We start from the raw sequence: 23,141 nt of genomic DNA on the forward strand, positions 1-23,141 counted from the left end.
CTCACTGCCCTCCTGCAGAGAAGGCCGGCTCGTGGCGCGGCTCCTTGTAGCGGTGGTACCCCCAGAGGTACTGTTGCGGGCACTGCAGGATCAGGCGTTCCATGGCTCGGTTGATGTGGGCGGCCGCAGATTGTGCTCGATCCTCGCCGGAGGGGGGCAGATGCTCGTCCAAAGCCCGCACGTGCACCACATAGCCGCGCCCGCGCGGCAGCCGCTCGCCCCAGGCCAGCAGCACCGCGGCGCCGGTCTGCTGCGCGAGCCGACCCGCCAGCGTCATGGTGTAGGCGGGGCGGCCGAAAAACGGCGCCCAGACACCCAGCCCCTCGGGCGGCACCTGGTCCGGCAGCAGACCGACTGCCTGCCCCTGACGCAGCGCGCGGATCATCTGGCGCACGCCGGCCAGCGTCGCGGGCGCGGTCGCCAGCCCCGGGCGCTGCCGCGAGCTGTCCACGATGGGCCGGATCGCGGCCTTGCGCGCCGGCCGATAAAGCACCGTGATCGGCCCGTGAGCCGGGCCGAAGCGCTCCGCATAGGACTGAGCGGTGACCTCGAAGCTGCCCAGGTGGGGCGTGAGAAACAGCACGCCCCGCCCGGCCCGGTGGGCCGCCTCGATCAGCTCGCTGCCGCGCCATTCCACCGCCGCGCCCAGCGGCTGGTGTGCCGGGCGCAGCCACAGCCAGGGCAGCTCCATCACCATCCGGCCCGCCGAGGCGATGGCGGGGCGCACCTCGGACCAGCCCAGCCCGGCCTGTGCGACGTTCTCGCGGAAGCGCCGGCGGTAGGCGGGCGAGGCGAACCAGGTGGTCCAGCCGAGAAAGCTGCCGAAGGCGTGCAAAAGCCCTAGAGGCCAGCGAGAAAGCAGGCGGAACAGAGTGAGCATGTTTCTATAATCGCGCAGTCGCCGGTTTAAGGAACAACTTGCGGGGCGATGCAGCGCTGAAGCATAACCAGCCGCTGCCGGACTTCGGTCCGCGAAATACCGCTAAAGCGTTCGCCGCAACTCCAGCAGATCCCGAGTCGGCAACGCGTCCCAGGGTCCACTTATATTGGAGTCACACCGTGGCGAACGATTTTCTCTTTACTTCTGAATCGGTGTCCGAAGGTCACCCCGACAAGGTGGCCGACCAGATCTCGGACGCCATCCTCGACGCGATCTTCGAACAGGACCCGCGCTCCCGCGTGGCCGCCGAGACGCTTTGCAACACGGGTCTCGTGGTGCTGGCTGGCGAGATCACGACCAACGCCCACGTCGACTACATCCAGGTCGCACGCGACACCATCAAACGCATCGGTTACGACAACACCGACTACGGCATCGACTACAAGGGCTGCGCGGTGCTGGTCGCCTACGACAAGCAGAGCAACGACATCGCCCAGGGTGTCGACCACGCCTCCGACGACCACCTCAACATGGGCGCCGGCGACCAGGGCCTGATGTTCGGCTACGCCTGTGACGAGACGCCCGAGCTGATGCCCGCGCCGATCTATTACGCCCACCGCCTGGTCGAGCGCCAGGCCCAGCTGCGCAAGGACGGCCGCCTGCCCTGGCTGCGCCCGGACGCCAAGAGCCAGGTGACGATGCGCTACCTGAACGGCCGTCCGCACAGCATCGACACGGTCGTGCTCTCCAGCCAGCACGCGCCCGAGATGAGCGACGGCACCAAGATGAAGCCGGAATTTATCGAAGGTGTCATCGAAGAGATCATCAAGCCGGTGCTGCCGGCCGAGTGGCTCAAGGAAACCCGCTATTTGGTCAACCCGACCGGGCGTTTCGTGATCGGCGGTCCGCAGGGCGACTGCGGCCTGACCGGACGAAAGATCATTGTCGACACCTACGGCGGCGCCTGCCCGCACGGCGGCGGTGCCTTCTCCGGCAAGGACCCGTCCAAGGTCGACCGCTCGGCTGCCTATGCGGCGCGTTATGTCGCGAAGAACATCGTCGCCGCGGGCCTGGCACGCCAGTGCCAGATCCAGGTCGCCTACGCGATCGGCGTGGCCCAGCCGATGAACATCACGGTCTACACCGAAGGCACCGGCAAGCTCCCCGACGACAAGATCGCGGCCCTGGTGCGCGAGCACTTCGACCTGCGTCCCAAGGGCATCATCCAGATGCTGAACCTGCTCCGCCCGATCTACGGCAAGACCGCCGCCTACGGCCACTTCGGCCGCGAAGAGCCGGAGTTCAGCTGGGAAGCGACGGACAAGGCGGCAGCGCTGCGTGCAGCGGCAGGCCTGTAAGGCCTGAAGCCGCGCCAGCGGCTCGGCGCCTTGCGACAACCCGGTCACAAGGCGGCAGCGCTGCGTGCAGCGGCAGGCCTGTAAGGCCTGAAGCCGCGCCAGCGGCTCGGCGCCTTGCGACAACCCGGTCACAAGCCGGCAGCGCTGCGTGCAGCGGCAGGCCTTGCGCCGCAGGCACGACGCGACCGAATATCCGAAAGCCGCCCGTCGAGGCGGCTTTTTCATTGGCGACTGCTGCTTGATGAGAAGAGAGAGCGGACGTCGGGCTTACCAGCGTTCAGGCACACGCCGCGCGGTGTGGAAAAGCCTCAGAACCTCGACTGTGTCGCGACGGACTCGGTACGGCACGATGAACCGGGTTTTCAGCACCACCAGTTCGCGCGTGCCTGCAACGCGTCCCGGACGCCCCAGCCCCGGCTGCTCGGCAAGCACCGCAACCGCCTGGAGCACTCGCGCCACGACAAGCCGTGCCGCCGCAGGATCATCGGCCGCGATATGGGCTGCGACTTCATCGAGGTTGCGCACTGCCTCGCGCAACCACCTAACCCGCATCCACGCCCCACTTCTTGGCCAATGCTGCCACATCCTCTTCGCTGGCGAAATTGCCGGCATCCGCCTCGCGAAGAGCTGCATGAATCTCCGCGATCTGCCATTCGTTTTGCTCCACGAACTGGCGGATGGCTTCGGCGGCCAGGAAAGACTTGCTGCGCTGAGTGGATGCCGCAAGACGGTCGAGCCGCTCCTTGACTTCGTCTTCGAGTCGGATGGTCATGGTGGTAGACATGGCAAGTACAGCGTGAAGGATGTACAGCGTGCTCGGATGTGTACATGCTACTACGCCGCGATATGGCGCGCCGGGAAAAGACCTTCACGCCGCATTCCGGTCACGCCGTGGCAGCCGGCGCCTGTCGAGCACCGCCCGAACTCACCCGCGCGGCGTCAACAGCGCGGCCGCGACCTGGGCGAAACCCGCGCCTCGCTCGCGGGTGCAGACGTACTTCGGCAGGTGTCGCAGCGTTGGCAAGAAGCGGGCGATGTTCGCGACGCCAACACTGTGGACGAAACGCTCGAACATCACCTGGTCATTGGTCGAATCGCCGACATAGACCCACCGGTCGAGCTCGGCCGGCAGGTCGATGCCCAGCAGCTCGCGCGCGATCCACACCGCGCCGGTCCACTTGTCGTGCTCGCCGATCCAGCCGTTGATGTGGATGGAGCTGACGGTCGCCGTCAAACCCTCGGCCCGCATCAGTGCGACCACCTGCTCAATGCGCTGCGGAGGCAGTGGGTGGAACTCGCTGTGGTCGATGGCGATGTCGGTCAGCCGGCCGGGACTGTCCGAGGCCAGGCACGCCCCCGGCACCTCGTCCAGCACCCGCTGCGCCACCTGCGCCAGGCGCCGCGCGTTGCGCTCGCGCGTCGCCTCGTCCTGCACGAACCAGCGACGCCCGTCGGGCAGCAAGGCCAGCGCCCCGTTCTCCGGCACGATGGCCGCCACCGGCCATGCACTCGCGAACGGCAGCGACCAGCCCATCGGTCGCCCGGTGATGGCGATCACCGGCAGGCCGGCGTCGCGCAGCGCGTGCAGCGCCGCGAGCGACTCGGGCTCGATCGCTCCGTCGCGTGTCAGCGTGTCGTCGATGTCGGTGAAGACACCCCGCACCGCCCGGCGCTCGCCGGGCGGCCACTCCGCCAGCGGCCGCATGCCGGCCTCAGGCGGCCTTCTGCAGCACCAGCCCGGCGTGCTCGCGCAGCGGGTGGAAGTGGATCTTGGGGAAACGCTCCTGGGTCAGGCGCAGGTCGTAGGGCGAGGTCATCAGGTAGGCCAGCGTGTCGGCGGCGTCCAGCGCCAGCTTGCTGGCGTTGGCGTCGGTGAACTTCTTCAGCTCCTCGGCGGTGTCGGCAGTGATCCAGCGCGCGCCGACAAAACGCGAGGGCATCAGGCGCACGTCCACGCTGTACTCGGCCTTCAGGCGGTGCTGCACTACCTCGAACTGCAGCTGGCCGACGGCCCCCAGCAGCATCGCGCCGCCTTCCTGGGGGCGAAACACCTGGATCGCGCCCTCCTCGCCCAGCTGCATCAGCCCGGCCTGCAGCTGCTTGCTTTTCATCGGGTTGGCCAGCTCCACCGCCTGGAACAGCTCCGGCGCGAAGAAGGGCAGCCCGGTGTACTGCAGCGACTCGCCCTCGGTGATGGTGTCGCCCAGCTGCACGCCGCCATGCGTCGTGAAGCCGATGATGTCGCCCGCGTAGGCCTCGTCAACCGCCTCGCGGCGCTGAGACAGGAAGGTCACCACGCTGGTCGGGCGCAGTTCCTTGCCGGTCCGCTGCACCTTGAGCTTCATGCCCTGCGTGTAGCGGCCCGAGTAGACCCGCACGAAGGCGATGCGGTCGCGGTGCGAGGGGTCCATGTTGGCCTGCACCTTGAACACCACGCCCGAGAACTGCTCCTCGTCCGGCTCCACCAGGCGGGTGGTGGTCTGGCGCGGCGCTGGCGGCGGGGCCAGGTCGACCAGTGCGTCCAGCACCTCCTGCACACCGAAGTTGTTGACGGCCGAGCCGAAAAACACCGGCGTCTGCTTGGCGGCCAGGAAGGCTTCGAGGTCGAAGGCCGGGGCCGCGGCGCTCAGCAGCTCGATGTTCTGCTCGGCCAGCTCGAAGTCGTGACCGAAACGCTGGCGCAGCGCGTCGGCCTCGCTCAGCGGCACGATCTCGTCCTCGGTGACGCGGTCGGCGCCGGCCTTGAACAGCCGCATGTTCTGCTCGCGCAGGTTGACGATGCCGCCGAAGGCCTTGCCCTGGCCCACGGGCCAGGTCATCGGCACGCAGGGCATGCCCAGCTCGGCCTCGATCTCGTCGAGCAGCGAGATCGGGTCGCGCCCCTCGCGGTCCATTTTGTTGACGAAGGTGATGATGGGCGTGTCGCGCTGGCGGCACACCTCGATCAGGCGGCGCGTCTGCGCCTCGACGCCGTTGGCGGCGTCGATGACCATCAGCGCCGAGTCCACCGCGGTCAGCACGCGGTAGGTGTCCTCGGAGAAGTCCTTGTGGCCCGGCGTGTCCAGCAGGTTCACGACGTGCTCGCGGTAGAGCATCTGCATCACCGAGCTGGCGACCGAGATGCCGCGCTGCTTCTCGATCTCCATCCAGTCCGAGGTCGCGTGGCGCGAAGCCTTGCGCGCCTTGACCGAGCCGGCGATGTGGATCGCGCCCGAGAACAGCAGCAGCTTCTCGGTCAGCGTGGTCTTGCCGGCGTCCGGGTGGGAGATGATGGCGAAGGTGCGGCGGCGCCGCGTTTCAGAAGTGAAGGACACGAACAAATACTCCAGTCGAGCCGCCGGCGGTGAGCAACGGCTCACTCGGGCTCTGCAAGCGGCGCGGGGCCGCGGCGCGGGCGCGCAAAGCGGAATCGTACCGGTTTTGGGCCGGAAAAAGCGCCGTCCAGGCGCGAAACCCTGGCACAAGAGCCGCAACGCTGTCTACAATTCATGCCTTCCGAGGAGCGTTGCAAGGCCCCCGCCGCCCTGGCCCCCGCCAGACCGCGGCCCGCGCGTGGCCCCAGGCTCGGAAGCTTCCTTTCTTTGCAACCGCGCTCACCCGCATGTGTCCTGCCGGGTGAGTCCGACCATCCATCCCCCAGTGCACGGCGGTTTTTCCTTCTGGAGAAACACATGAACGCTGTCGTCCAATCCCTGCACACCGAGCACCAAGGCGTCGAGTGCGCCATCGCCGATGCCTCGCTGGCCGCCTGGGGCCGCAAGGAAATCCGCATCGCCGAGACCGAGATGCCCGGCCTGATGGCCATCCGCGAGGAGTTCGCGGCCCAGCAGCCCCTGAAGGGCGCGCGCATCACCGGCTCGCTGCACATGACCATCCAGACCGCTGTGCTGGTCGAGACCCTGCAGGCCCTGGGCGCCCAGGTGCGCTGGGCGTCGTGCAACATCTTCTCGACCCAGGACCACGCCGCCGCGGCGCTGGTGGCCGCTGGCACTCCCGTGTTCGCCTACAAGGGCGAGTCGCTGAAGGACTACTGGGACTACACCCACCGCATCTTCGAGTTCGGCCCCAAGGGCAGTGCCGCCGAAGGTCCCAACATGATCCTCGACGACGGCGGTGACGCGACCCTGCTGATGCACCTGGGCAAGCGTGCCGAGAAGGACCCCTCCGTCATCGCCAACCCCGGCAGCGAGGAAGAGCGTGAGCTGTTCGCCGCGATCAAGGCCAAGCTGGCCGAGGACGGCAGCTGGTACAGCCGCAAGAGCGCCCAGATCATTGGCGTGACCGAGGAAACCACCACCGGCGTGCACCGCCTGAACGAGATGTCGGTCAAGGGCACGCTGCTGTTCCGCGCCATCAACGTCAACGACAGCGTCACCAAGAGCAAGTTCGACAACCTCTACGGCTGCCGCGAGTCGCTGGTCGACGGCATCAAGCGCGCCACCGACGTGATGGTGGCCGGCAAGATCGCCGTGGTGGCCGGCTACGGCGACGTGGGCAAGGGTTCGGCCCAGGCGCTGCGCGCGCTGTCGGCGCAGGTGTGGGTCACCGAGATCGATCCCATCTGCGCGCTGCAGGCCGCGATGGAAGGCTACCGCGTCGTGACGATGGAATATGCCGCCGACAAGGCCGACATCTTCGTCACCGCAACCGGCAACAAGGACATCATCACCCACGAGCACATGGTCCGCATGAAGGATCAGGCCATCGTCTGCAACATCGGCCACTTCGACAACGAGATCGAGGTCGCGTCGCTGGAGCAGTACCAGTGGGAGGAGATCAAGCCTCAGGTCGACCACGTGATCTTCCCGGACGGCAAGCGCATCATCCTGCTCGCCAAGGGCCGCCTGGTGAACCTGGGCTGCGGCACCGGCCACCCCAGCTATGTGATGTCGTCGAGCTTCGCGAACCAGACCATCGCCCAGATCGAGCTGTTCACGCGGCCTGACTACTACGCGGTGGGCAAGGTCTACGTGCTGCCCAAGCACCTGGACGAGAAGGTCGCCCGCTTGCAGCTGAAGAAGCTCAACGCCCAGCTCACCGAGCTGACCGAGGAGCAGGCCGCCTACATCGGCGTGCCTCAGCACGGCCCCTACAAGCCCGACACCTACCGCTACTGAGCGGCAGCGCCGGCCGCACCCGCCCATGCGCGCAGACCAGTTGCTCGTGAGCCAGGGCCTGGCGCCCAGCCGGTCGGCCGCCCAGCGGCTGATCGAGCGGGCCGCCGTGCAGTGGCAGGGCCCGCGCGGCTGGGTGCCGGTGCGCAAGGCCGGCGAGGACCTGCCGGAGGGCAGTGCGCTGCAGCTGCTGGACGACGCCGAGCTGCGTTTCGTCTCGCGCGGCGGGCTCAAGCTCGACGGCGCGCTCGCGCACACTGGGCTGGGCGTCGCCGGGCGCGACTGTCTCGACGTCGGCCAGAGCACCGGGGGCTTCACCGACGTGCTGCTGCAGCGCGGCGCGGCCCGGGTGGTGGGTGTCGATGTCGGGCACGGCCAGCTGCATCCGCGCCTCAGGAACGACCCCCGCGTGTCGGCTTACGAGGGCGTCAACGCGAAGGACTGGTCGGACTCGCGCTTCGCCGAGGCGTGCCGGGGACAGCGCTTCGGCCTGATCGTCGCCGACCTGTCCTTCATCCCGCTGACCCGGGTGCTGCCCTCGCTGACCGACTGGCTGGCGCCGGGCGGCGATGCGCTGCTGCTGGTGAAGCCCCAGTTCGAAGTCGGCCCCGAGCATGTCGGCAAGGGCGGCCTGGTCAAGGACACGCGCCAGTACCCGCTGCTGGAGCAGCGCGTGCGAGCGGCGTGCGAGGCGCTCGGCTGGCAGGTGCGCGACTACTTCGACAGCCCGATCCAGGGCGGTGACGGCAACCGCGAATTTTTCGTCTGGGCCCGCGGCGCGGCGCCCGGCGCTTGAGGAACCCATCATGACGACGACCCCGAACCGCCTGCCGGTCAGCCTCGAATTCTTCCCGCCCAAGACCCCCGAGGGCGTGGACAAGCTGGCCGCCGTGCGCCAGAAGCTGTATGCGCTGCAGCCCGAGTACTGCTCGGTCACCTACGGCGCCGGCGGCTCGACCCAGGACGGCACGCTGCAGGCCGTGCGCGCCATCCTGAGCGAAGGCCACGACGCCGCGCCGCACTTCTCCTGCATCGGCGCGAGCAAGGACAGCATCCGCGAGAAGCTGCAGCAGTTCCGCCAGGAAGGCATACGCCGCATCGTCGCGCTGCGCGGCGACCTGCCCTCGGGCTACGGCGGCTTCGGGGAGTTCCGCTACGCCAGCGACCTGGTGGCCTTCATCCGCGCCGAGACCGGTTCGCACTTCCACATCGAGGTCGCGGCCTATCCCGAGGTCCACCCCCAGGCACGTTCGCCCGAGGCCGACCTGCAGGCCTTCGCCGCCAAGGTGCAGGCCGGCGCCGACGTCGCCATCACGCAGTATTTCTTCAACGCCGACGCCTACTTCCGCTTCGTCGACGAGGTGCGCGCGCTGGGCCTGGACATCCCGGTGATCGCCGGCATCATGCCTATCACCAACTCGACCCAGCTGATGCGCTTCTCCGACACCTGCGGCGCCGAGATCCCGCGCTGGATCCGCAGCCGGCTGCAGGCCTTCGGCGACGACAAGGACTCGATCCAGGCCTTCGGCCTCGACGTCGTGACCGAGTTGTGCGAGCGGCTGCGCCGTGCCGGCGTGCCGGGACTGCACTTCTACACGATGAACCAGGCCGCCGCGACGACCGAAATCTGCCGCCGGCTCGGCCTCGCCGCCTAGGGCCCGTTAACAGGCCCTCAACCGCAGGGGCGCCGCCCCTGCGGCAAGCCTGCGCTCAGGCAGGTTTCAACCGCAGCGGCGAGAATGGGCGGTTTCCCCGACTGCCCGATGTCCGCCTTCGCTTTTGTCCGCGCCACTGTCCGCCACCCGGAATTCCGCCGCGGCGCGCTCGACATGCTGAACCTCTCGCTGGGCATCGCGGCCTGGGGGCTGGTGACCGGTGTCGCGATGGTCAAGAGCGGCCTGTCCGTCCCGCTGGCCGTGCTGATGTCGCTGCTGGTGTTCGCCGGCAGCGCCCAGCTGACCGCGCTCCCGCTGATCGCCTCGGGCGCCCCGATCTGGGTGGTGTGGGCCACCGCGACCTGCGTCAACCTGCGTTTCGTGATCTTCAGCGCGATGTGGCGGCCCTATTTCGCCCATCTGCCACGCTGGGCGCGCTGCCTGGCGGGCTATTGCAGCGGCGACCTCAACTACGTGATGTTCCTCAAGCGCTTTCCCGATGGCCGGCCGCAACCCGAGCAGCTGCCCTATTTCAGCGGTGGCGTCGCGATCAACTGGCTGGCCTGGCAGAGCGCCTCGATGGCCGGCATCGCGCTGGCCAACGTGATCCCGGTCGAGTGGGGACTGGGTTTTGCCGGCGTGCTGGCGTTGCTGGGCATCACCTGCTCGATGCTGCAGGACAAGGCCACCTGGCTCGCGGCCGGCACGGCCGTTGCGGCCGCGGTCGCCGCGTATGCGCTGCCGCTCAAGCTCAACATCGTGGTCGCGATCGCCGCCGCGGTGGCGGTCGGCCTCGGGATCGAGGCCGTGGAGCAGGCACAGCGGCGCGCCCGGGCCGAGCGTGGCGGGCAGGGAGAACAGGCATGAGCATGAGAGCCGCCGCGCGGTACCGGCCATGAGCACCTGGGAGACCGTGCTCACCATCCTGGGGCTGACGCTGATCACCGTGCTCACCCGCAGCTTTTTCCTGCTCCCCAAGCGGGAGCTGCCGATGCCCGGCTGGCTCAAGCGCGGCCTGCGCTACGCGCCGCTGGCAGCGCTCGGGGCCGTCATCGCGCCCGAGGTGCTGATGAGCCAGGGCCATCTGATCACCACGCTGCAGGACGCCCGTCCCCCGGCCGTGCTGGCGGCGTGCGCCTACTTCTTCTGGCGCCGCGGCATCCTGGGCACCATCCTGGTCGGCATGGCGGTGTTCCTGCCGCTGCGCATCGGCCTCGGCTGGTGAGGCCGGACCGCCCGTAACCACCGTGTGCCGGACGCGCCGGCGCGACACGGCACAATCCCTCTGTTTTGCCCGCCGCGGGCAGCCCCGCGGCGAGCGCCGGCTTCCTTTACGAAAACAGAGAACGACCATGAACGTACTTCGCTTTTCCGATCTGATCGCGCAGGGCAAGGTCCGCGGCCGGCGCGTCTTCATTCGCGCCGACCTCAACGTGCCGCAGGACGACGCGGGCAACATCACCGAAGACACCCGCATCCGCGCCTCGGTGCCGGCGATCCGCCAGGCGCTGGACGCCGGCGCCGCGGTGATGGTGACCTCGCACCTCGGCCGGCCGACCGAAGGCGAGTTCAAGCCCGAGGACTCGCTGGCCCCGGTCGCGAAACGCCTGGGCGAGCTGCTCGGCCGCGAGGTGCCGCTGGTGTCGAACTGGGTCGACGGCGTCGAGGTGCAGCCTGGCCAGGTGGTGCTGCTGGAGAACGTGCGCCTCAACAAGGGCGAGAAGAAAAACAGCGAGGAGCTGGCGCGCAAGCTGGCCGCGCTGTGCGACATCTTCGTGCACGACGCCTTCGGCACCGCGCACCGCGCCGAGGCCTCCACCTACGGCATCGCCCAATACGCCCCGGTCGCCTGCGCCGGCCCGCTGCTGGCGGCCGAGATCGATGCGATCACCCGTGCGCTGCAGGCGCCAACGCGCCCGCTGGTTGCGATCGTCGCCGGCTCCAAGGTCTCGACCAAGCTGACCATCCTGCAGGCCCTGGCCCGGAACGTCGACCAGCTCATCGTCGGCGGCGGCATCGCCAACACCTTCATGCTGGCCGCGGGCCTGCCGGTCGGCAAGTCGCTGGTCGAGGCCGACCTGGTCGACCAGGCCAAGGCCGTCATCGAGGCAATGAAAAAGCGCGGCGCCGACGTGCCCATCCCGGTCGACGTGGTGGTTGCCAAGGAGTTCAAGGCGGACGCGCCGGCCACCGTCAAGGCGGCGACCGAGGTCGCGCCCGACGAGATGATCCTCGACATCGGCCCCCGCACCGCCGCGATGCTGGCCGACAAGCTCAAGGCCGCCGGCACCATCGTCTGGAACGGCCCGGTCGGCGTCTTCGAGTTCGACGCCTTCGCGCACGGCACCGAGACGATCGCGCGCGCCATCGCCGCATCGCCGGCCTTCTCGATCGCCGGCGGCGGCGACACCCTGGCAGCCATCGCCAAGTACGGCATCGAAAAGCAGGTCGGCTACATCTCGACCGGCGGCGGCGCCTTCCTCGAAATCCTGGAAGGCAAGACCCTGCCCGCCTTCGAGATCCTGCAGAAGCGCGCGGCCGGCTGACCCCCAGCTCGCCATCGGACCGGCCCTGCCGGTCGCCCCGCCCTCCGGCGGGGTGACCGCAGGGCCGTCCGCTTTTGCATCAGGGTCAACCCGCGTCGTGCCCGGACAACAGGCCAGGCCTGATACAAAAAAACCCGCCGCCTGCCCTCGGGCTTGTAACTCCCGGACGCGACTTACGGCAGATAATTGGAACAAAGTTACGAACCGACCCTCGGAGACACCCCCTCATGTCGCGCGCTACCAAGATCGTCGCCACCCTCGGCCCCGCCTCGTCCACCCCCGAAGTCCTGGAGCGCATGATCGCCGCGGGGGTCGACGTGGTGCGGCTGAACTTCTCGCACGGCAAGGCGCAGGACCATGTCGACCGGGCCACGCTGGTGCGCGAGGCGGCCCAGCGGGCCGGCAAGCAGGTGGCCATCATGGCCGACCTGCAGGGCCCGAAGATCCGCGTCGGCAAGTTCGAAGGCGGCCGCACCTTCCTGGAGAACGGGCAGCCCTTCATCCTCGACGCCGGCCTGACGGAGCTGGGCAGCAACGAGCGCGTCGGCCTGGATTACAAGGCCCTGCCGCGCGACGTGAAGCCGGGCGACACCCTGCTGCTCAACGACGGCCTGATCGTGCTGACCGTGGACCGTGTGCAAGGCGAGGAGATCCACACCTTCGTCAAGATCGGCGGCGAGCTGTCCAACAACAAGGGCATCAACAAGCAGGGCGGCGGTCTGACCGCGCCGGCGCTGACCGCCAAGGACATGGAGGACATCAAGACCGCGATGAGCTTCCAGTGCGAGTACCTGGCGGTGTCCTTCCCGAAAAACGCCACCGACATGGAGATGGCCCGCCAGCTCGCCAACGTGGCCGGCGAGCCATGGCGCCACAAGCCGCACCTGATCGCCAAGATCGAGCGCAGCGAGGCGATCCCCGTGCTGGAACAGATCCTCAAGGCCAGCGACGGCATCATGGTCGCGCGCGGCGACCTGGCGGTGGAAGTCGGCAACGCGGCGGTGCCGGCGCTGCAGAAGCGCATGATCAAGATGGCCCGCGAGATGGACAAGGTGGTGATCACCGCGACCCAGATGATGGAGTCCATGATCGTCAACCCGGTGCCGACCCGTGCCGAGGTCAGCGACGTCGCCAATGCGGTGCTCGACGGCACCGACGCGGTGATGCTGAGCGCCGAGACCGCTGCCGGCAAGTACCCGGTGGAGACCGTCGAGTACATGGCCGCGATCGCGCTGGAAGCCGAGCGCGCCGAGGACGTGACGCTGGACGCCGACTTCAACAACAAGCACTTCGGCCGCATCGACCAGTCGATCGCGATGGGCGCGCTGTTCACCGCCCACCACCTCGGCTGCAAGGCCATCGTCGCGCTGACCGAGTCCGGCTCGACCGCGCTGTGGATGAGCCGCCACAAGATCCATGTGCCCATCTTCGGCCTGACCTCGCAGCCGCTGTCGCAGCGCAAGATGACGCTCTATCGCAACGTGCGTCCCATCCTGATGCCGACCTACTCGGACCGGGACACCGCGCTCGCCAAGGCCGAGCTGCTGCTGGTCGAGCACGGCGTGCTCAAGCCGGGCGATACCTATGCCATCACCTGCGGCGAGCCAATGGGCTACCCGGGCGGCACCAACATGCTCAAGGTCTGCCGCGTCGGCGGCTGAAATCCGCCCTCAGGCCGGCGCGGGCCGGCCTGCCGCACCGCTGGCTCAATCGATGCGCAGCGACACGCCGGTCAGGAACAGTGCGTCGCCGCGCTTCACGCCGTCGCCCGGATCGCTGTTGTAGCGATATGTCAGGCCGGCTGTGAGGCTGAGCCTCTCGGTCATCGCCACCGAGAGCCCCGAGTCGAACTCGGCGCGCCAGGTGCCCTGCTCCTCGAGATTCGGCAAGACCATCAGCTTCTGGCGGAAGTTGGTCGAGTCGGTCAGGCGGAAGTTCGATTCCTCGGCCAGCACCAGCTCGGTTCGCCCGTAGCGCTCGCGTGTGCGGCCCTCGATCTCGACCGGATCCACATAGCGGTCCTCGCTGTAGCCCAGACCGGCCGACACGTCCCAGAAGCCCCGCTCCTGGCGTATCAGGTGATAGCCGACGCCGCTCGATGCCGCCCAGCGGTGCGCCAGGTTGGCGGGCCGGTCGCGCAGGTACTCGCCACGCCCGAAACCGAACCAGTCGCGCGTCAGGTCGCGGTTGTAGTCCGCGCCGGCGGCGGCCCGGTTGGCCGAGGTCTTGCCCTGGTTTTTCGCATACAGCGCGCGCGCCGTCAGGCTGAGCTTGTCATGGTCGGTGGCGCGCACGGTGTCCGCGGCGAGGTTGACGCTCGACGCGCGCGTGTTGCCCGAGGCGAAGCTGGCCGAGACGCCGAACAGGTGGCGCCATTGGCCGTCGGGTTTCACGGTGACCTGGGCCAGCGCCAGGCCGGGCGCCACCAGGGACGAGCAGAACAAGGCAAGCAGGGGAATACGCATGAGGCAACAACTGCACAAGTGAAGAATCTCGGGACCGCCCAATCTAGGGGCCCCGCGCAGAAGCCGTGTAGCGATTCGTTTGGCCTTGTGAGCAAGTCCTCTCTTCAGCGCCGCTCGCGCACCGGCCGCGAGATGGGCACACCGCCATCCGCTGCTGCCTGGGCAGGATTCTGGCCTTTGCCTCGCGACCCGATGAAGTACGCGTTGTTTCTTCGTGCGTCGAACATTCTTTTGTCCCAGGCATCACCCGCCAGCCCGCGCCGGCACTGAGATGCCAACCGTCACGACTGGGCCCGGCGGCGCCGGTAGAATGCGCCCAATTACCTCGCGGTTTCACGGCGGCCCACTCTCCACAAGAACAGGGCCGCCGGAGGGCGCAGCACCGGTTATCAACTCCCAGGGGCCCCACCATGCCACTCGTCTCGATGCGCCAGCTGTTGGACCATGCCGCCGAAAACGGCTACGGCATCCCGGCTTTCAACGTCAACAACCTGGAACAAGTCCAGGCCATCATGAGCGCCGCCGACGAAGTCGGCGCACCGGTGATCATGCAGGCCTCGGCCGGCGCCCGGAAGTACGCCGGAGAAGCCTTCCTCAAGCACCTGATCCAGGCTGCCGTCGAAGCCTACCCCCACATCCCGGTCGTGATGCACCAGGACCACGGCCAGTCGCCCGATGTCTGCAAGGGCGCCATCGACCTCGGCTTCAGCTCCGTGATGATGGACGGCTCGCTGCAGGCCGACGGCAAGACCATCGCCAGCTACGAGTACAACGTCGAGGTCACCAAGAAGGTGGTCGACCTGGCCCATGGCCTGGGCGTCACCGTCGAGGGTGAGCTGGGCTGCCTCGGTTCGCTCGAGACCATGAAGGGCGACAAGGAAGACGGCCACGGCACCGACGCGACGATGACGATGGAGCAGCTGCTGACCGATCCCGAGCAGGCCGCCGACTTCGTCAAGCAGACCCAGCTCGACGCGCTGGCCATCGCGATCGGCACCAGCCACGGCGCCTACAAGTTCACCCGCAAGCCCACCGGCGACATCCTTGCCATCAGCCGCATCAAGGAAATCCACGCCCGCATTCCCAACACCCATCTGGTGATGCACGGCTCCTCCAGCGTGCCGCAGGATCTGCTGGCCGAGATCCGCCAGTTCGGCGGCGACATGAAGGAAACCTACGGCGTGCCGGTCGAGGAGATCCAGGAAGCCATCAAGTACGGTGTGCGCAAGATCAACATCGACACCGACATCCGCCTCGCGATGACCGCCGCGATCCGCCGCTTTTTCGCCGAGCATCCGGAGAAGTTCGACCCGCGCGAATACCTCAAGCCCGCGCGCGAAGCGGCCAAGAAGATCGTCAAGCAGCGCTACGTCGAGTTCGGCTGCGAAGGCCAAGCCGGTAAAATCAAGGCCATCCCGCTGGCCGAGGTGGCCAAGCGTTATGCCTCGGGTGAGCTGGCCCAGGTCGTCCAGTACCGCCAGGTGGCCTGAACCCGGCGGCTTCTGCCGGCACACAAGCCCGCTCCCGCAGCGGGCTTTTTGTTTTCTGCTGGAGATCTGGCCCGTGACTGCTGCCCTGCTCAACTCGTCGATCCGATCGCTGCCGCTGCTGGCGCGCGGCAAGGTGCGAGACAACTATGCCGTCGGTGAAGACCGCATCCTGATGATCGCGAGCGACCGGCTCTCGGCCTTCGATGTCGTGATGGGCGAGCCCATTCCCGGCAAGGGTGAGCTGTTGACCCGCGTGGCCTTGTTCTGGTTCGACAAGCTCGCCGGCATCGTGCCGAACCACCTGACCGGCCAGGCGCCCGAGAGTGTGGTGGCCGATGCCGACGAGGTGGCCCAGGTGCGCGGCCGCGCCATGCTGGTCAAGCGGCTCAAGCCGCTGCCGGTCGAGGCCGTGGTGCGCGGCTACCTGGCCGGCAGCGGCTGGAAGGAGTACCAGCACAACGGCGAGGTCTGCGGCGTGCGGCTGCCCGCCGGGCTGCAGAACGCCAGCAAGCTGCCCGAGCCCATCTTCACGCCGGCCACCAAGGCCGAGATGGGCGACCACGACGAGAACATCTCCTTCGAGCGCATGAGCGAGATCATCGGCGCCGACCTGGCCGAGCGCATCCGCGGCATCTCGCTCCGGCTGTACCAGACCGCGGCCGACTTCGCGCTCACCAAGGGCATCATCATCGCCGACACCAAGTTCGAATTCGGCCTGGACGCCGACGGCACCCTGACGCTGATGGACGAGGTGCTGACGCCCGACTCCTCGCGCTTCTGGCCGGTCGAGGGCTACCGGGAGGGCATCAACCCGCCCAGCTACGACAAGCAGTTCGTGCGTGACTGGCTGGAGCAGGCCCGCGTGAACGGCCAGCCCTGGAACAAGCAGGCGCCCGCGCCGGCGCTGCCGGCCGAGGTGGTGGCCCGGACCGCGGCCAAGTACCAGGAAGCGCTGGCCCGGCTGACCGGCCAGTAAGGCAGCGGTCCTGAAACGAAAACCGGCGCCCAGGGCGCCGGTCGGTGCCGCCGCGTCCGCCGCCTCAGAACAGGGCCATGCTGAGCTTGCGGCGGTACTGATCGACCACCGGATCGGCCGACGCCACGACCGCCTTGCCCGCCACCTCCAGCGCCCCGGCCTTGGCCTGCGCCTCGGCCGGCGCGGCCGCCGGCTTGGCCATCAGCTCCAGGATCGCGACGTAGGCCTTGCGGGCGGCTTCCTCGTTCCACTTCTTGTCGCGCATCACGATCTCGAGCAGCGCATCCATGGCCTCGGTCCAGCGCTGCGCGGCGAAATGGATCTGCGCCAGCTCGAAGCGGGCCTCGAAATCGCGCTTGTTGGCCGCGATGGCGGCCTCGAGCTGATCCAGCGAGCGGGCCCCGACGGCCTTCTCGCAGGCGTCGATCCACTGCCCGAAGGCGGCGATGCGGCCGTCGACCAGGCTCTTGCTCGCCACCGGCTCGAAGGCCAGGCGAGCGTCGCCAGCGCGGCCGGCCTGCAGCAGCAGCTTGACGTAGTCGAGCCGCGCATTGTCGTTGGAGGGATCGATCGCGATCGCCTCCTGGAGCCGCTCCAGCGCCCCTTCGGCGTCGCCGTCGTCGGCCAGCTGCTCGGCCTCTTCGGCCGCCGCGTCGGCGGCCAGCGCGGCCTCGGGCGGTACGTGCTTGTCGAGGAACTGCTGGATCTGTGCGGGCGGCAGCGCGCCGACAAAACCGTCGACCGGCTGGCCGTCGCGGAACATCACGCAGAAGGGGATGCTGCGCACCCCGAACATCTGCGAGAGCTGGCCGGCAATCTCGGGCTGCTCGTCGGAGTTGAGCTTGGCGAGCACGAAACGGCCGCCGTAGTCGGTCTCCAGTTTTTCCAGTGCCGGGCCCAGGGTGCGGCAAGGGCCGCACCAGGGCGCCCAGATGTCGAGCAGCACCGGCTGGGTCATCGAGGCCTGCAAGACCTCGGATTCGAAATTCTGAAGAGTGATGTCGATCATGAACGAAATCCTTGGGACGGCAGATAAGGCCAGAACGTCCCGGCACAAGGCCCGCCTAAAATCACGCCAGATTTACCGCACCGGAGCGCTCTTTGAGTCAGATGCCCCTCGTCGGCGTGGTCATGGGTTCCAACAGCGATTGGGACGTCATGCAAAACGCTGCACAGATTCTCGCCGAGTTCGGCGTGCCGCATGAGGCGCAGGTCGTCTCCGCGCACCGCATGCCGGACGACATGTTCCGCTACGCCGAAAGCGCCGCCGGCCGTGGCCTGAGGGCCATCATCGCCGGCGCCGGCGGTGCGGCCCACCTGCCCGGCATGCTGGCGGCCAAGACCGTCGTGCCGGTGCTCGGCGTGCCGGTGCCCAGCCGCCACCTGCAGGGGGTGGATTCGCTCCACTCCATCGTGCAGATGCCCAAGGGCGTTCCGGTGGCGACCTTCGCGATCGGCGCAGCCGGCGCGGCCAACGCCGCCCTCTTCGCCGTCGCCATGCTGGCCGCCGACAACCCTGAACTGCGCGCCCGCCTCGAATCCTTCCGCGCCCGCCAGACCGAGGCGGCACGCGCGATGACGCTGCCGCCCGTCGCGGGCGGGGCCTGAACACGCCGCCAGACCGCCGGAAGCCGTATCCCGATGAGCAAGACCTTTCCTCCCGGCAGCGCCACCCTCGGCGTGCTCGGTGGCGGCCAGTTGGGCCGCATGTTCGTGCACGCCGCGCAACAGCTCGGTTATGCCACCGTGGTGCTCGACCCCGACGCCGCCAGCCCGGCCGGCCAGGTGGCCCACCGCCACCTGCAGGCCGACTACCTTGACGCTGCCGCCCTGGACGAGCTGGTGCAGCTGTGCGACGCGGTAACCACCGAGTTCGAGAACGTGCCGGCGCCGGCGCTGGCCCGCCTGGCCAGCGACCTGCCGGTCGCGCCCGGCGCCGAGGCGGTGGCGATCTGCCAGGACCGGTCGCGCGAAAAGGCCCACTTCCTGGCCCAGGGCGTGCCCTGCGCGCCGCATGCCCTGATTGAAACCGAGGCGCAGCTGCAGGCCGTCGATACCGAGCTGCTGCCCGGCATCCTCAAGACCGCCCGTCTCGGCTACGACGGCAAGGGGCAGATCGCGGTACGCACGCGCGAGGAATTGCAGGCCGCCTGGGACGCACTGCAGCGTGTGCCCTGCCTGTTGGAGAAGCGGCTGGAGCTGGCCTTCGAGGTCAGCGTGATCGTGGCCCGCAATGGCCAGGGCGAGCTGGTGCACTTCCCGCTGCAGCAGAACCTGCACCGCGGCGGCATCCTCGCGGTGAGCACGGTGCCCGCCCCCGACCTCACCGCCGAGCTGCAGGCCCGCGCCATCGCGGCCGCCGAGACGGTGGCCGCGGCGATGGAGTATGTGGGCGTGCTTTGCGTCGAGTTTTTCGTGCTGCGCGACGGCAGCCTGGTGGCCAACGAAATGGCGCCGCGGCCGCACAACTCGGGCCACTACACGATAGACGCCTGCGACATCTCGCAGTTCGAGTTGCAGGTCCGCGCGATGGCCGGCCTGCCGCTGGTCGCGCCGCGGCTGCACTCGCCCACCATCATGCTCAACCTGCTGGGCGACCTCTGGTTCGCCGGCGACGTGGAACGCACCCCGCCCTGGGAGGCCGTGCTGGCGCTGCCCGGCACCCATTTGCACCTCTACGGCAAGCAGTCGGCGCGCCCCGGACGCAAGATGGGCCACCTCAACATCACCGGCGCCAGCGCGTCGCAGGTGCGCGAGGTGGCGCTGCGCTGCGCCGAGCTGCTGGGCCTGCCCGGATTCTGATCACTCCTCGGAGCACCCACCCAAGTGGCACGGCAACTCGACGGGCACGACCCGCAACAGCTCCAGCAGGCCGTCGACGCGCTGTGCGCCGGCCGGCTGGTCGCCTTTCCGACCGAGACGGTCTACGGCCTGGGCGCCAACGCCGGCGACGACGCGGCCGTGCGCGGCATCTTCGCGGCCAAGGGCCGGCCCGCCGACCACCCGCTGATCGTGCACCTGCCCAACATGGAGAGCAGCTACGCGCTGGCCGCCGCGGTACCGCCGGCGGCGCAGAAGCTGATGTCGGCCTTCTGGCCCGGGCCGCTGACCGTCATCGTGCCGCGCCGCGAGGGTGTGGCGACGGCGGCGGCCGGCGGGCTCCAGACCATCGGCCTGCGCTGCCCGGCCCACCCGGTGGCCCATGCCCTGCTGGACGCCTGCGCCCAGCGCGGCCTGCTGGGCCTCGCCGGCCCCAGCGCCAACCTGTTCGGACGGGTCAGTCCCACCACCGCCGCGCATGTCGTGGGCGAATTCGGCGACGAGGTGCTGGTACTCGATGGCGGCGCCTGCCAGGTCGGCATCGAGTCGACCATCATCGACTGCTCGCGCGAGCACCCGGTGCTGCTGCGCCCGGGCATGATCACACGCGCCGAGATCGAAGCAGTGCTGGAGGAAACGCTGCTCGACCGCGACGAGCACGCGCCCCGCGCGCCCGGCACGCTGGAGGCGCACTATGCGCCGCGCGCGACCGTGCGCCTCATGAGCGCCGACATCCTGCAGACCGCGCTGCAGGTGCTGGGCACGGGCGCGCCGAAGCTGGCGCTATATTCGCGAACCGTGCGCGCGCCGCGCGGCATGCCGCACCGCCGCATGCCGGACGACGCTGCGCAGGCGGCGCAGGAGCTGTTCGCCGCCCTGCGGGAGTTCGACGCCCTGGGCGTCGAGCTGATCTGGGTCGAGAGCCCGCCGCCGGCCCCCGAGTGGGACGGCGTGCGGGACCGCCTGGCACGTGCCGCCGCGTCCTGAGCCTCGCCGACGCTGCGACACCCCTTCGTCGACGCCGTTATTTTTGGTTTTCACCGGAGTTTCCATGTCCCTGCGCTCTTCCCGCTGGCTGTTCCGCCTCCAACTCGCCGCCCTGGCCGGCGCGGCAGCGGCCCTCACCGCTTGTGGCGGCGACGTCTTCGATCCCTTCAAGCCCCAGCGCATCCTGTCGGTCGGCGACGAATACAGCTACATCGAGTCGGCCGAGGGCGCCAGCAAAGGCGCCAAGTACACGATCAACGCGCTGAAAGGCGACAGCACCTTCAACTGCGACGGCCACTGGCTCTGGACGCAGTTCGTGACCTCGAACTACGGCTTCCGCTTCAAGGAATGCACGCCGGACGGCGCCGCCCCCGACGAGCGGGCCCGCGCGCTGGCCCGTGAAGGCGCCAAGGCGGCCGATATCTCCACCCAGATCAATGCCGCCGGCGGACTGCGCGCCGAGGACCTGGTGCTGGTGCAGGTCGGCGCCAACGACGTCTGGGAGCTGTTCGACAGCTACGCGCAGGGTAACGGACTGGACGGGCTGAAGGCCACCGCCGAGAACCGCGGCCGCGCGCTGGCAGCGCTGATGCTCGGCTGGAACGAGCAAGGCGTGCGGGTGGTGGTGCTGGACGTGACCGACCAGGGCGACACCCCGGAAGCCGGCGCCTCCAGCGTCGCCAATGCACGCGAAGCCTTGCGCCAGCTGAGCACGGCCTTCAACGACGGCCTGCGCGCGGGCCTCGCGGGCAATGTCCGCAGGACCGCCCTCATCCAGGCCAACAACCTGGTGGGCGACGCCGCCGACGACACACGCTACGACTTCGACAACCGCACCGACGGCGCCTGCCTGGACAGCGTGGCAACGGCCAAGGCCTGCACCACCGGCACGCTCAAGGCCAACACCGACCCGGGCCCGAGCAGCAACGACTACATCTTTGCCAAAGGCCGTTACCTGACGCCGACCATCAACCGCCTGCTGGGCGACCTGGCGGTGAACCGCGCCGAGGACCACCCGTTCTGAGTGCCACCCGGCCGCGGCGGGTGGCCGCGGCCTTTCCTGCCGGGGCGGCTGCGGCCGCCCTTGGAGCGATGCCGCGCCCGCCCGCATAACCAATCTTCATCGCCAGGATGGTCAGCGCGAGCGACAGCGTCACGACGTTGGCCACGATGAGGGGCCAGGTGCCGAGCAGAAGGCCATACACCAGCCACAGCGCGATGCCCAGCGTGAACAGGCTGTACATGCCCAGCGAGATGCCGCTCACGTCGCGGGTCTTGAAGGTGTGCCAGGCCTGCGGCACGAAGGACAGCGTCGTCAGCGCGGCGGCGGCGAAGCCGAGGACGTCGATCAGTCCGAGAGTCATGGCAGGTCCTTCGCCGTCCAGTCGATCAGCGCCTCGAGCACCGGCCGCGCGGCCGCCGCACGCGGATGGTTGACGATGGCGACCAGCACGTAGCGCTTGCCGCTGGCGGCCAGCACATAACCCGCCACGCCCGACACATCGCGCAGGGTGCCGGTCTTGAGGTGGGCCGTCTGCGGGCTCGCGGTGTAGCGCTTGAGCGTTCCATCCACGCCGGTGACGGGCAGCGAGGCGATGAACTCCGGCATCACCCGCCCAGCCCAGGCCGCCTGCAGCAGGCGCGTCAGGAAGGCAGCGCTCACGCGGCTCTCGCGGGACAGCCCGGCGCCGTTGTCGAGCACCAGCTCCGGCGTCGCGCCCCACTTGGCGTCGGCCCACTCGCGCAGCGCGCGCTCGGCGGTCTCCTGCGAGCCGATGCCATGCTGCACCAGACCCAGCGTCAGGAACAGCTGGCGTGCCATGGTGTTGTTGCTGTACTTGTTGATGTCGCGCACCACCTCGGCGAGCGGCGGCGACACCGCGGTGAACAGCGGCGGCACCCCCACCGGCGCGACACCGTCGCGCACCCAGCCGCGCAGGCGCCCGCCCAGGCTCAGCCACATCCCTTCGACGGCGCGCGCGTTGTAGCTGCCCGGGTCGGCATAAGCGAGCGACCAGGTCTTCTCGCCGCAGGCCAGTGCATAGGCGCCGCGGAACCACAGTCGCTCGGTGCCGCCCAGCTCGCCGCGCAGGCCGGCCTGCCAGTCGCTGCAGCCGGCCGTGTGGTCCAGCGGCACCCGCGCATCGACCGAGACGCCGGCCAGCGGCGGATCGACCGAGATGCGCGCGATGCCGCGGTCGGGGTCGGGTGTGAAGGTCAGCTGCAGCGCCTTGAAGTTGACCAGCAGCGCATCGGGCGCGACGTTGTAGGGCCGCAGCGGCTCGCCGTCGAAGGCCCCCGGGTCACCCTCGGGCAGGTCGAAGGCGAGGCGGTCGAGCACGATGTCGCCGCGCACCTCGCGCACGCCCAGCTGCTGCACCCGGCGCAGCAGCTGCCAGAGCCGCTCCATCACCAGCGTGGGGTCGCCCTCGCCCTTCAGGTAGAGGTTGCCATGCAACACCCCGTCCTCCACCGGTCCGTCGACATGGACCGGCGTGTTCCAGGTGTAGGCCGGGCCCAGCAGGTCCAGGGCGGCATAGGTGGTGACCAGTTTCATCAGCGAGGCGGGCTGCAGGCTCGCCTCGGTCCGGTGCGCCAGGCGCGGCTCCGCGGCGCCGACCTCGACCACCTGCACGGCGAGCGCGTCGGCGGGCAGGCCGGCGCGCGCAAGCGCCGCCTCGGCCTCGGCGGGCAGGCGCTCGGGCAGCAGCGTGCCGCCCCAGGCGGGACTGCAGCAGAGGAACAAGCAGACGATGGCCCTGCGCAGCCACGCGGACACGACACTCGAAGGCATGGCCGCGATTATCGCGGTGGCGGGGGCTTGGCGCGCGTTGCGGGCACGCCGCAGCC

22 protein-coding genes, 1 pseudogene and 1 riboswitch are annotated in these 23,141 nt (G+C 69.0%); of the genes and pseudogenes, 14 read left to right on the forward strand and 9 right to left on the reverse strand.

Features of this window, described 5'->3' with window-relative positions; all coding sequences use genetic code 11:
• Nucleotide 1 precedes the first annotated feature (1 nt).
• Nucleotides 2–880, reverse strand: a complete 879-nt coding sequence (locus OOT46_RS14600) for a lysophospholipid acyltransferase family protein (protein ID WP_265404343.1) — start codon at nt 878–880, stop codon at nt 2–4.
• A gap of 179 nt (nt 881–1,059) precedes the next feature.
• On the opposite strand from OOT46_RS14600, the gene metK reads away from it, so the two are divergent.
• On the forward strand, nt 1,060–2,238 hold the full coding sequence (gene metK / locus OOT46_RS14605; protein WP_265404344.1) for a methionine adenosyltransferase: 1,179 nt from the start codon (nt 1,060–1,062) through the stop codon (nt 2,236–2,238).
• Between the two features lie 267 nt (nt 2,239–2,505).
• Here metK and OOT46_RS14610 read toward each other — a convergent pair whose 3' ends face one another.
• The 4 genes from OOT46_RS14610 to OOT46_RS14625 all read right to left on the reverse strand — a co-directional run bounded on the left by OOT46_RS14610 (nt 2,506) and on the right by OOT46_RS14625 (nt 5,552).
• A complete protein-coding gene (locus tag OOT46_RS14610; protein WP_265404345.1) occupies nt 2,506–2,763 on the reverse strand; it encodes a type II toxin-antitoxin system RelE/ParE family toxin in 258 nt (85 codons plus the stop codon).
• 16 nt (nt 2,764–2,779) lie between these two features.
• A complete protein-coding gene (locus OOT46_RS14615; protein ID WP_265404346.1) occupies nt 2,780–3,010 on the reverse strand; it encodes a CopG family ribbon-helix-helix protein in 231 nt (76 codons plus the stop codon).
• Nucleotides 3,011–3,163: 153 nt separating this feature from the next.
• Complete coding sequence (locus OOT46_RS14620) at nt 3,164–3,943, reverse strand: HAD family hydrolase (protein WP_265404347.1); 780 nt, start codon at nt 3,941–3,943, stop codon at nt 3,164–3,166.
• Nucleotides 3,944–3,950: 7 nt separating this feature from the next.
• The gene (locus OOT46_RS14625) at nt 3,951–5,552 is read right to left on the reverse strand and encodes a peptide chain release factor 3 (protein ID WP_265404348.1); all 1,602 of its coding nucleotides are present in this window, start codon (nt 5,550–5,552) and stop codon (nt 3,951–3,953) included.
• Nucleotides 5,553–5,729: 177 nt separating this feature from the next.
• Nucleotides 5,730–5,840, forward strand: a riboswitch (S-adenosyl-L-homocysteine riboswitch).
• Nucleotides 5,841–5,909: 69 nt separating this feature from the next.
• Here OOT46_RS14625 and ahcY point away from each other — a divergent pair.
• From ahcY to pyk, 7 genes are all read left to right on the forward strand, one after another.
• Nucleotides 5,910–7,355: an adenosylhomocysteinase gene (ahcY, locus tag OOT46_RS14630; protein WP_265404349.1), complete on the forward strand. Its 1,446-nt coding sequence runs from the start codon at nt 5,910–5,912 to the stop codon at nt 7,353–7,355.
• A gap of 25 nt (nt 7,356–7,380) precedes the next feature.
• Nucleotides 7,381–8,148, forward strand: coding sequence for a TlyA family RNA methyltransferase (locus OOT46_RS14635; RefSeq protein WP_265404350.1), 768 nt, complete (start codon nt 7,381–7,383; stop codon nt 8,146–8,148).
• 10 nt (nt 8,149–8,158) lie between these two features.
• Nucleotides 8,159–9,007, forward strand: a complete 849-nt coding sequence (gene metF, locus OOT46_RS14640) for a methylenetetrahydrofolate reductase [NAD(P)H] (RefSeq protein ID WP_265404351.1) — start codon at nt 8,159–8,161, stop codon at nt 9,005–9,007.
• A 108-nt stretch (nt 9,008–9,115) separates the two neighbouring features.
• Nucleotides 9,116–9,874 (forward strand): AzlC family ABC transporter permease, encoded by a 759-nt coding sequence (locus OOT46_RS14645; protein ID WP_265404352.1) that lies wholly within the window; start codon nt 9,116–9,118, stop codon nt 9,872–9,874.
• Between the two features lie 28 nt (nt 9,875–9,902).
• Nucleotides 9,903–10,232 carry an AzlD domain-containing protein gene (locus OOT46_RS14650; protein ID WP_265404353.1) on the forward strand — a complete coding sequence of 110 codons (330 nt, stop codon included), beginning with the start codon at nt 9,903–9,905 and terminating at the stop codon, nt 10,230–10,232.
• A 127-nt stretch (nt 10,233–10,359) separates the two neighbouring features.
• Nucleotides 10,360–11,553 (forward strand): phosphoglycerate kinase, encoded by a 1,194-nt coding sequence (locus OOT46_RS14655; protein WP_265404354.1) that lies wholly within the window; start codon nt 10,360–10,362, stop codon nt 11,551–11,553.
• A gap of 227 nt (nt 11,554–11,780) precedes the next feature.
• Nucleotides 11,781–13,214: a pyruvate kinase gene (pyk, locus tag OOT46_RS14660; RefSeq protein ID WP_265404355.1), complete on the forward strand. Its 1,434-nt coding sequence runs from the start codon at nt 11,781–11,783 to the stop codon at nt 13,212–13,214.
• A gap of 45 nt (nt 13,215–13,259) precedes the next feature.
• Here pyk and OOT46_RS14665 read toward each other — a convergent pair whose 3' ends face one another.
• Nucleotides 13,260–14,018 (reverse strand): DUF481 domain-containing protein, encoded by a 759-nt coding sequence (locus OOT46_RS14665; RefSeq protein WP_265404356.1) that lies wholly within the window; start codon nt 14,016–14,018, stop codon nt 13,260–13,262.
• Between the two features lie 410 nt (nt 14,019–14,428).
• Here OOT46_RS14665 and fba point away from each other — a divergent pair, with 410 nt between their 5' ends.
• Together fba and OOT46_RS14675 are read left to right on the forward strand one after the other, a co-directional pair.
• The gene (fba, locus tag OOT46_RS14670) at nt 14,429–15,508 is read left to right on the forward strand and encodes a class II fructose-bisphosphate aldolase (RefSeq protein WP_265404357.1); all 1,080 of its coding nucleotides are present in this window, start codon (nt 14,429–14,431) and stop codon (nt 15,506–15,508) included.
• Between the two features lie 73 nt (nt 15,509–15,581).
• Nucleotides 15,582–16,484 (forward strand): phosphoribosylaminoimidazolesuccinocarboxamide synthase, encoded by a 903-nt coding sequence (locus OOT46_RS14675; protein WP_265404358.1) that lies wholly within the window; start codon nt 15,582–15,584, stop codon nt 16,482–16,484.
• Between the two features lie 64 nt (nt 16,485–16,548).
• On the opposite strand, the gene OOT46_RS14680 is transcribed toward OOT46_RS14675, so the two are convergent.
• Nucleotides 16,549–17,493, reverse strand: coding sequence for a tetratricopeptide repeat protein (locus OOT46_RS14680; RefSeq protein ID WP_265404359.1), 945 nt, complete (start codon nt 17,491–17,493; stop codon nt 16,549–16,551).
• A 101-nt stretch (nt 17,494–17,594) separates the two neighbouring features.
• On the opposite strand from OOT46_RS14680, the gene purE reads away from it, so the two are divergent.
• The 4 genes from purE to OOT46_RS14700 all read left to right on the forward strand — a co-directional run bounded on the left by purE (nt 17,595) and on the right by OOT46_RS14700 (nt 21,315).
• Nucleotides 17,595–18,092 carry a 5-(carboxyamino)imidazole ribonucleotide mutase gene (purE, locus tag OOT46_RS14685; RefSeq protein WP_265404410.1) on the forward strand — a complete coding sequence of 166 codons (498 nt, stop codon included), beginning with the start codon at nt 17,595–17,597 and terminating at the stop codon, nt 18,090–18,092.
• A gap of 33 nt (nt 18,093–18,125) precedes the next feature.
• Nucleotides 18,126–19,286, forward strand: coding sequence for a 5-(carboxyamino)imidazole ribonucleotide synthase (locus OOT46_RS14690; RefSeq protein ID WP_265404360.1), 1,161 nt, complete (start codon nt 18,126–18,128; stop codon nt 19,284–19,286).
• 24 nt (nt 19,287–19,310) lie between these two features.
• Nucleotides 19,311–20,291 (forward strand): L-threonylcarbamoyladenylate synthase, encoded by a 981-nt coding sequence (locus OOT46_RS14695; RefSeq protein WP_265404361.1) that lies wholly within the window; start codon nt 19,311–19,313, stop codon nt 20,289–20,291.
• A 64-nt stretch (nt 20,292–20,355) separates the two neighbouring features.
• Nucleotides 20,356–21,315: an SGNH/GDSL hydrolase family protein gene (locus tag OOT46_RS14700; protein ID WP_265404362.1), complete on the forward strand. Its 960-nt coding sequence runs from the start codon at nt 20,356–20,358 to the stop codon at nt 21,313–21,315.
• An 85-nt stretch (nt 21,316–21,400) separates the two neighbouring features.
• On the opposite strand, the pseudogene OOT46_RS14705 reads toward OOT46_RS14700, so the two are convergent.
• Nucleotides 21,401–21,655, reverse strand: a pseudogene (locus OOT46_RS14705) (SemiSWEET transporter); the annotation flags it as partial.
• Nucleotides 21,652–23,085: a D-alanyl-D-alanine carboxypeptidase/D-alanyl-D-alanine-endopeptidase gene (gene dacB, locus OOT46_RS14710; protein WP_265404363.1), complete on the reverse strand. Its 1,434-nt coding sequence runs from the start codon at nt 23,083–23,085 to the stop codon at nt 21,652–21,654. The gene dacB and the pseudogene OOT46_RS14705, both read right to left, overlap by 4 nt.
• Nucleotides 23,086–23,141: the final 56 nt, after the last annotated feature.

Source organism: Aquabacterium sp. A7-Y (genome assembly GCF_026153205.1).
In the GTDB taxonomy this organism is placed as follows: Bacteria; Pseudomonadota; Gammaproteobacteria; order Burkholderiales; family Burkholderiaceae_C; genus Caldimonas.

Excerpts from the sequence above, each read along its gene's own strand:
- OOT46_RS14645 (WP_265404352.1), top strand. The coding sequence starts at position 9,116 with ATGTCCGCCTTCGCTTTTGTCCGCGCCACTGTCCGCCACCCGGAATTC.
- OOT46_RS14600 (WP_265404343.1), bottom strand. The coding sequence starts at position 880 with ATGCTCACTCTGTTCCGCCTGCTTTCTCGCTGGCCTCTAGGGCTTTTG.
- fba (WP_265404357.1), top strand. The coding sequence starts at position 14,429 with ATGCCACTCGTCTCGATGCGCCAGCTGTTGGACCATGCCGCCGAAAAC.
- ahcY (WP_265404349.1), top strand. The coding sequence starts at position 5,910 with ATGAACGCTGTCGTCCAATCCCTGCACACCGAGCACCAAGGCGTCGAG.
- pyk (WP_265404355.1), top strand. The coding sequence starts at position 11,781 with ATGTCGCGCGCTACCAAGATCGTCGCCACCCTCGGCCCCGCCTCGTCC.
- metF (WP_265404351.1), top strand. The coding sequence starts at position 8,159 with ATGACGACGACCCCGAACCGCCTGCCGGTCAGCCTCGAATTCTTCCCG.
- purE (WP_265404410.1), top strand. The coding sequence starts at position 17,595 with ATGCCCCTCGTCGGCGTGGTCATGGGTTCCAACAGCGATTGGGACGTC.
- OOT46_RS14690 (WP_265404360.1), top strand. The coding sequence starts at position 18,126 with ATGAGCAAGACCTTTCCTCCCGGCAGCGCCACCCTCGGCGTGCTCGGT.
- OOT46_RS14655 (WP_265404354.1), top strand. The coding sequence starts at position 10,360 with ATGAACGTACTTCGCTTTTCCGATCTGATCGCGCAGGGCAAGGTCCGC.
- OOT46_RS14700 (WP_265404362.1), top strand. The coding sequence starts at position 20,356 with ATGTCCCTGCGCTCTTCCCGCTGGCTGTTCCGCCTCCAACTCGCCGCC.
- OOT46_RS14650 (WP_265404353.1), top strand. The coding sequence starts at position 9,903 with ATGAGCACCTGGGAGACCGTGCTCACCATCCTGGGGCTGACGCTGATC.
- OOT46_RS14665 (WP_265404356.1), bottom strand. The coding sequence starts at position 14,018 with ATGCGTATTCCCCTGCTTGCCTTGTTCTGCTCGTCCCTGGTGGCGCCC.
- OOT46_RS14635 (WP_265404350.1), top strand. The coding sequence starts at position 7,381 with ATGCGCGCAGACCAGTTGCTCGTGAGCCAGGGCCTGGCGCCCAGCCGG.
- dacB (WP_265404363.1), bottom strand. The coding sequence starts at position 23,085 with ATGCCTTCGAGTGTCGTGTCCGCGTGGCTGCGCAGGGCCATCGTCTGC.
- OOT46_RS14680 (WP_265404359.1), bottom strand. The coding sequence starts at position 17,493 with ATGATCGACATCACTCTTCAGAATTTCGAATCCGAGGTCTTGCAGGCC.
- OOT46_RS14615 (WP_265404346.1), bottom strand. The coding sequence starts at position 3,010 with ATGACCATCCGACTCGAAGACGAAGTCAAGGAGCGGCTCGACCGTCTT.
- OOT46_RS14620 (WP_265404347.1), bottom strand. The coding sequence starts at position 3,943 with ATGCGGCCGCTGGCGGAGTGGCCGCCCGGCGAGCGCCGGGCGGTGCGG.